At 56.3% G+C, this 7,082-nt stretch carries 6 protein-coding genes; 5 read left to right on the forward strand and 1 reads right to left on the reverse strand.

Going from position 1 to position 7,082, the window contains the following annotated elements:
* The first annotated feature begins 164 nt into the window (after positions 1 to 164).
* Both ACNQ0W_RS24340 and ACNQ0W_RS24345 read left to right on the forward strand, forming a co-directional pair.
* The gene (locus ACNQ0W_RS24340) at positions 165 to 317 is read left to right on the forward strand and encodes a Hok/Gef family protein (RefSeq protein ID WP_023295770.1); all 153 of its coding nucleotides are present in this window, start codon (positions 165 to 167) and stop codon (positions 315 to 317) included.
* 121 nt (positions 318 to 438) lie between these two features.
* The gene (locus tag ACNQ0W_RS24345) at positions 439 to 1,113 is read left to right on the forward strand and encodes a tetratricopeptide repeat protein (protein WP_015570200.1); all 675 of its coding nucleotides are present in this window, start codon (positions 439 to 441) and stop codon (positions 1,111 to 1,113) included.
* Between the two features lie 84 nt (positions 1,114 to 1,197).
* Here the strand turns inward: ACNQ0W_RS24345 and gltP are convergent, their stop codons facing one another.
* On the reverse strand, positions 1,198 to 2,511 hold the full coding sequence (gene gltP, locus ACNQ0W_RS24350; RefSeq protein ID WP_047052227.1) for a glutamate/aspartate:proton symporter GltP: 1,314 nt from the start codon (positions 2,509 to 2,511) through the stop codon (positions 1,198 to 1,200).
* 423 nt (positions 2,512 to 2,934) lie between these two features.
* On the opposite strand from gltP, the gene acs reads away from it, so the two are divergent.
* The 3 genes from acs to actP all read left to right on the forward strand — a co-directional run bounded on the left by acs (position 2,935) and on the right by actP (position 6,982).
* Positions 2,935 to 4,893 (forward strand): acetate--CoA ligase, encoded by a 1,959-nt coding sequence (acs, locus tag ACNQ0W_RS24355; protein WP_040117094.1) that lies wholly within the window; start codon positions 2,935 to 2,937, stop codon positions 4,891 to 4,893.
* Positions 4,894 to 5,021: 128 nt separating this feature from the next.
* Positions 5,022 to 5,336, forward strand: a complete 315-nt coding sequence (locus ACNQ0W_RS24360; RefSeq protein WP_062933789.1) for a DUF485 domain-containing protein — start codon at positions 5,022 to 5,024, stop codon at positions 5,334 to 5,336.
* Positions 5,333 to 6,982: a cation/acetate symporter ActP gene (actP, locus tag ACNQ0W_RS24365; RefSeq protein ID WP_062933788.1), complete on the forward strand. Its 1,650-nt coding sequence runs from the start codon at positions 5,333 to 5,335 to the stop codon at positions 6,980 to 6,982. Before ACNQ0W_RS24360 ends, actP begins: the two co-directional genes overlap by 4 nt.
* The last annotated feature ends 100 nt before the right edge of the window (positions 6,983 to 7,082 follow it).

Raw genomic sequence — 7,082 nt, forward strand, 5'->3', positions numbered from 1 at the left:
CCTGAAATTAAAAGGTCTGAGTCCAATTGAATATCGAACCCAGACCTATGTGCCTCGTGTTTAACTGTCCAACTTTTTGGGGTCAGTACAACCCGAGGCTACCCCTCAACTACCAACAGGTTGAGAGTAGCCTCTTATTCTATTTTTCACAAGGAGTAAAAGGCATGACGCCATTAAAAACTACGTTAGGCATCGTCTTTATTATTTGCCTGACGATAGTGATCTTTACCTTTATTACTCGCGATAAGTTATGCGAGTTTTCAATAAAGAGTGAACATCAGGAGGTGGCGGCGAAATTAGCCTGTAACGCAGGCTAACCTCTTCGGGCGGAACGCGTGTTCCGCCCGGCTTGTGGGATGCTGAGGTCTTAACGCACCCGTTTTTTTCTTCTGTCACCGCGATTATACTGCGCGGCGTGTACCCAGATGATAAGAATCCATGAAAACCCTTTTTCTGATGTTGTTATTTTTAACCGCGTTTGCCCATGCCGATGAGATAGGCAGCCAGTATAAAAAGCAGGCTGAAGCGGGCGATGCGCGCGCGCAGTATTATCTTGCCGATACCTGGTTCAGTTCCGGCGACAGCGCGCAGGCGGCGCTGTGGGCGGAAAAAGCGGCAAAAGGCGGTGATGTCGACGCCATGGCGCTGCTGTCGCAAATCCACTTTTCGCAGGGTGACTATGCGCAGGCTAAAGCCCTGGCCCAGCAGGCAAACATTGCGGGCAGCAAACGCGGCGCGATCATGCTGGCGCGGGTGCTGGTGAACACGCAGGCGGGCAAAACCGACTACCCGCAGGCCATCGCACTGCTGCAATCGGCAACCGAAGACATCGATAGCGACTCGGCGGTAGACGCGCAACAGCTGCTGGGGCTGATCTATGCCAACGGCGTTGAAGTTCCTCAGGATGACGTGCAGGCCGCGTCGTGGTTCAAGCGCAGTTCGGCTCTGTCCCGGACGGGCTATGCGGAGTACTGGGCAGGAATGCTGTTCAGGCAGGGTGAGAAAGGCTTTATCACACCGAATAAGCAGAAAGCGCTTTACTGGTTAAACCTGAGCTGTACCGAAGGGTTTGATACCGGGTGTGAAGAGTTTGATGCGTTGAGCGGGGAATAAGTTGTTGCCCGGTGGCGCTGCGCTTACCGGGCCTACGGCTTATGTAGGCCGGGTAAGGCGAAGCCGCCACCCGGCATTTTTACATCACTGGTCAGCCGTCTTATCAAAACGACCCAGCACCTCGCGTTCATACGCCAGCGCTTTTTTACGGTCGAACTTGTGTTCCCACTTGGAGATAACCAGCACCGCCAGGGCATTACCCACCACGTTCAGCGCGGTACGCGCCATGTCGAGGATTCGGTCCACACCGGCAATAAATGCAAGCCCTTCCAGCGGAATACCGACGCTGCCCAGCGTCGCCAGCAGCACCACGAAGGAGACGCCCGGCACGCCTGCGATGCCTTTGGACGTCACCATCAGCGTCAGAACCAGCACGATCTCCTGCCACAGCGACAGGTCAATGCCGTACAGCTGCGCAATAAAGATCGCCGCAATACTCTGATACAGCGTCGAACCATCCAGGTTAAAGGAGTAACCCGTTGGCACTACGAAGCTGGTAATGGACGCCGGCGCACCGTAGGCCTCCATCTTCTCAATGATACGCGGCAGTACGCTCTCGGAGCTTGCCGTGGAGTACGCCAGAATCAGCTCATCCTTCAGGATGCGGATCAGGATCCAGATGCTCAGGCCGCACAGCCGCGCCACAATGCCCAGCACCACCAGCGCGAAGAACAGAATCGCGAAGTGCACCAGAATCACCAGCTTCGCCAGCGGCCACAGGGAGGCAAAGCCGAAGTTCGCCACGGTCACTGCAATCAGCGCGAATACCCCGACCGGCGCATAGCGCATCACCATATGGGTGACTTTGAACATGGTTTCGGAGATAGATCGGAACACGGTCACCAGCGGTTCACGGTGCGTCGCGGGCAGGGAAGAAAGTCCCAGACCAAACAGCACCGAGAAGAAGATGATCGGCAGCATTTCGCCCTTCGCCATGGATGCGATAATGTTGGTCGGCACCAGCGACAGGATAGTCCCCATCAGCCCATGCGAATGGCTCTGCACATCGGCGGTTGTGCTTTGGTATTTCGAAATATCCACCGTCGCCAGCTGCGACATATCGATCCCGGCACCAGGCTGGAACACGTTCGCCAGGGTGATGCCAAGAACGATGGCAACCGTGGTGATCACTTCGAAATAGAGAATAGTTTTAACGCCGATGCGGCCTAACTGTTTCGCATCACCGACACCCGCGATACCGACCACCAGCGTCGAGATCACAATCGGCACAACAATCATCTTGATCAGATGAATAAAGATATCGCCCGCAGGGGAGAGAAGGTTCGCAATCAGCCACTCGCGGCTGTCGCTATGATAATGGAGGTAACTGCCCAGCAAGATGCCCAGCACAAGGGCCAGCAGGATCTGCCAGGCCAGGCTGACTTTCAAATTTTTCATAGAAACTGACTTCCTCAATGAAATCTCCGTACCATCAAAACTGCATGAATATGGAGACATACTGAAAGGGTATGAATTGTGTTGCGTTGGTTTATGGGATTTTTTAACGCGCCGTATGAGTATCATTTGCACGGCATGCTGCGCAAGCCTTAAAGAACAAGGCATTTCACTGCAAAAAGCGTCATTGACGGTAATTTATAGCAATTCGCATAAATAACCGTTTGTTATACAAAATATTTTCACTTCAAAAAAGTGAATAATTCTTCAGATGAATTATTTCTCTTCAAAGTTTCATTCGCTCAATTTTCATACTCTTCAGACATTGCGTGATCTGTCGCCCAAATACTAAACAAAGCTTGTAAAGCCCCTACTATTAACGTTTTTGCGACATATTATTAACATCTTACAAGGAGAAAAAAAGCCATGAGCCAAATACACAAACACGACATTCCCGCAAACATTGCGGACCGTTGCCTGATAAGCCCGGAGCAGTACCAGGAGAAATACCAGCAGTCCGTTTCCAGCCCTGACGCGTTCTGGGGTGAGCAGGGCCACATCCTCGACTGGATCAAACCTTATCAGAAGGTAAAGAACACCTCTTTCGCGCCGGGCAACGTCTCCATTAAATGGTATGAAGACGGCACGCTGAACCTGGCGGCAAACTGTCTGGACCGCCATCTTGCTGAACGCGGCAACGAAACGGCCATCATCTGGGAAGGCGACGATGCCTCTCAGAGCAAACACATCTCGTATAAAGAACTGCATCGCGACGTGTGCCGCTTTGCCAACGTGCTGCTGGCCCAGGGCATTAAAAAAGGCGATGTGGTGGCGATCTATATGCCAATGGTGCCGGAAGCCGCCGTGGCTATGCTGGCCTGCGCGCGCATCGGCGCGATCCACTCCGTGATCTTCGGCGGCTTCTCCCCTGAAGCGGTTGCCGGACGCATTGTTGACTCGAACTCGAAGCTGGTGATCACCGCTGACGAGGGCGTGCGCGCCGGGCGCGGTATCCCGCTGAAGAAAAACGTTGATGAAGCGCTGAAAAACCCGAACGTAAAATCCATCAACAACGTCATTGTCCTCAAGCGCACGGGCGGCAAAATCGACTGGCACGAGGGGCGCGACCTGTGGTGGAGCGATCTGATTGAAAACGCGAGCGACCAGCATCAGCCGGAAGAGATGAACGCGGAAGATCCGCTGTTTATCCTGTATACCTCCGGCTCCACCGGCAAGCCGAAAGGCGTGCTGCATACCACCGGCGGTTATCTGGTCTATGCAGCCACCACCTTTAAATACGTTTTCGACTATCATCCGGGCGACATCTACTGGTGTACCGCCGACGTGGGCTGGGTCACCGGTCACAGCTACCTGCTGTACGGCCCGCTGGCCTGCGGCGCAACGACGCTGATGTTTGAAGGCGTACCGAACTGGCCAACGCCGGCGCGTATGTGCCAGGTGGTTGATAAGCATCAGGTCAACATTCTCTACACCGCGCCAACGGCGATCCGTGCGCTGATGGCGGAAGGCGATAAAGCCATCGAAGGGACCGACCGCTCCTCCCTGCGCATCCTCGGCTCCGTGGGCGAGCCGATCAACCCGGAAGCCTGGGAGTGGTACTGGAAGAAAATCGGCAACGAGAAGTGCCCGGTGATGGATACCTGGTGGCAGACCGAAACCGGCGGCTTCATGATCACCCCGATGCCGGGCGCCACGCAGCTGAAAGCCGGTTCGGCCACCCGTCCGTTCTTCGGCGTGCAGCCTGCGCTGGTGGACAACGAAGGCAATCCGCAGGAAGGCGCTACCGAGGGCAACCTGGTGATCGTCGACTCCTGGCCTGGCCAGGCGCGTACCCTGTTCGGCGACCATGAGCGCTTCGAGCAGACCTACTTCTCGACCTTCAAAAACATGTACTTCAGCGGCGACGGCGCTCGCCGGGATGAAGACGGTTATTACTGGATCACCGGACGCGTGGACGACGTGCTGAACGTCTCCGGCCACCGTCTGGGCACGGCGGAAATTGAGTCTGCGCTGGTGTCGCATCCGAAAATTGCCGAAGCGGCGGTTGTCGGCATTCCTCACAACATCAAAGGCCAGGCGATCTACGCCTACGTCACCCTGAACCACGGCGAAGAGCCGTCGCCAGAGCTGTATACCGAGGTGCGCAACTGGGTGCGTAAAGAGATCGGCCCGCTTGCCACGCCGGACGTACTGCACTGGACCGACTCGCTGCCGAAAACCCGTTCCGGCAAGATTATGCGCCGTATCCTGCGCAAAATCGCGGCGGGCGACACCAGTAACCTCGGTGATACCTCAACGCTGGCCGATCCTGGCGTGGTGGACAAACTGCTCGAAGAGAAGCAGGCCATCGCAATGCCTTCCTAGTGTTTTCTCCCTCTCCCTGTGGGAGAGGGCCGGGGTGAGGGCATCAGACCGCACCTTTCTCCCCTCACCCTCTCCCCACAGGGGAGAGGGGATAAAAACAAACCAACCTTACTTCTGGAGACTCTGTGATGAATAACGATATTTGTCAGCAGATAGAGAATAGTGCGCACTACAGGGAGCTCGTCGAAAAACGGCAACGGTTTGCCTTCATCCTTTCCATCATCATGCTGATTATCTACGTCGGCTTTATTCTGCTGATCGCCTTTGCGCCGAACTGGCTGGGCACCCCGCTGCATGAGGGTACCAGCGTCACGCGCGGTATTCCGATTGGGATTGGCGTGATCATCATTTCGTTTGTGCTGACGGGTGTGTACGTCTGGCGCGCCAACGGTGAATTCGATCGTCTTAACAGAGAAGTTCTGCGCGAGGTAAAAGCATCATGAAGCGAGTCCTGACGGCGCTAGCCGCCACACTTCCCTTTGCTGCCCATGCAGCAGATGCCATTACCGGCGAGGTTCAGCGCCAGCCAACCAACTGGCAGGCGATTATCATGTTCCTGATTTTCGTGGTGCTGACGCTGTACATCACTTACTGGGCGTCGAAACGCGTACGCTCCCGTAACGATTACTACACCGCGGGCGGCAATATTACCGGCTTCCAGAACGGGCTGGCGATCGCGGGGGACTTTATGTCCGCCGCCTCGTTCCTTGGGATCTCCGCGCTGGTGTATACCTCAGGGTATGATGGCCTGATCTACTCCCTCGGGTTCCTCGTCGGCTGGCCAATCATTCTGTTCCTGATTGCCGAGCGCCTGCGTAACCTGGGGCGCTATACCTTTGCTGACGTCGCCTCCTATCGCCTGAAGCAGGGGCCGATTCGCTCCCTCTCCGCCTGCGGTTCGCTGGTGGTAGTGGCGCTCTATCTGATCGCCCAGATGGTCGGCGCAGGCAAACTGATCGAGCTGCTGTTCGGCCTGAACTACCACGTCGCGGTGGTGCTGGTCGGCGTGCTGATGGTGATGTATGTCCTGTTCGGCGGCATGCTGGCCACCACCTGGGTACAGATCATCAAAGCGGTACTGCTGCTGTTCGGCGCCAGCTTTATGGCCTTTATGGTGATGAAGCACGTCGGGTTCAGCTTCAATAATCTGTTTACCGAAGCGATGGCGGTCCACCCGAAAGGGGAAGCGATCATGAGCCCGGGCGGGCTGGTGAAAGATCCGATATCCGCGCTCTCGCTCGGTCTCGGCCTGATGTTCGGTACCGCTGGCCTGCCGCATATCCTGATGCGTTTCTTCACGGTGTCAGATGCGCGTGAAGCGCGTAAAAGCGTGTTCTACGCCACCGGGTTTATGGGCTACTTCTACATTCTGACCTTTATCATCGGCTTCGGCGCAATCATGCTGGTGGGGGCAAACCCGGCGTTTAAAGACGCGGCGGGCGCGCTGATTGGCGGTAACAACATGGCGGCGGTGCACCTGGCCGACGCGGTGGGCGGCAACCTGTTCCTCGGCTTTATCTCTGCCGTGGCCTTTGCCACCATCCTCGCGGTGGTTGCAGGGCTGACGCTGGCCGGCGCGTCTGCGGTGTCGCATGACCTCTACGCCAACGTCATCCGCAAAGGCGCTAGCGAGCGCGATGAGCTGAAGGTCTCGAAAATCACCGTGCTGGTGCTGGGCGTTGTGGCGATTCTGTTAGGCATTCTGTTCGAGAAGCAGAACATCGCCTTTATGGTGGGGCTGGCCTTCTCGATTGCGGCAAGCTGTAACTTCCCGATCATTCTGCTCTCCATGTACTGGTCAAAACTGACCACCCGTGGGGCGATGATTGGCGGCTGGCTGGGCCTGCTGACGGCGGTGATTCTGATGATCCTCGGCCCGACCATCTGGGTGCAGATCCTCGGTCACGAAAGCGCTATCTTCCCGTATGAATATCCGGCGCTGTTCTCCATCGCCGTGGCGTTTATCGGGATCTGGATCTTCTCTGCCACCGATAATTCACCGGAGGGTAACCTGGAGCGTGAGAAATTCCGCGCCCAGTTTATCCGCTCGCAAACCGGCCTGGGCGTTGAGCAGGGCCGCGCGCACTAAGCCTTTTCTCCCCGGACGCTCTGGCCGGGGAGCTTAAAACATCACCCACGCCACCAGCGGCGCAATCAGCACCATCGTGACGCCCGAAAGCATCATCACC

Source organism: Enterobacter cloacae complex sp. 6730903 (assembly GCF_048283985.1).
Taxonomy (GTDB): Bacteria; Pseudomonadota; Gammaproteobacteria; order Enterobacterales; family Enterobacteriaceae; genus Enterobacter; species Enterobacter hormaechei_C.

Coding starts and splice junctions, on each gene's coding strand:
- acs (WP_040117094.1), top strand. CDS start 2,935: ATGAGCCAAATACACAAACACGACATTCCCGCAAACATTGCGGACCGT.
- ACNQ0W_RS24345 (WP_015570200.1), top strand. CDS start 439: ATGAAAACCCTTTTTCTGATGTTGTTATTTTTAACCGCGTTTGCCCAT.
- actP (WP_062933788.1), top strand. CDS start 5,333: ATGAAGCGAGTCCTGACGGCGCTAGCCGCCACACTTCCCTTTGCTGCC.
- gltP (WP_047052227.1), bottom strand. CDS start 2,511: ATGAAAAATTTGAAAGTCAGCCTGGCCTGGCAGATCCTGCTGGCCCTT.
- ACNQ0W_RS24340 (WP_023295770.1), top strand. CDS start 165: ATGACGCCATTAAAAACTACGTTAGGCATCGTCTTTATTATTTGCCTG.
- ACNQ0W_RS24360 (WP_062933789.1), top strand. CDS start 5,022: ATGAATAACGATATTTGTCAGCAGATAGAGAATAGTGCGCACTACAGG.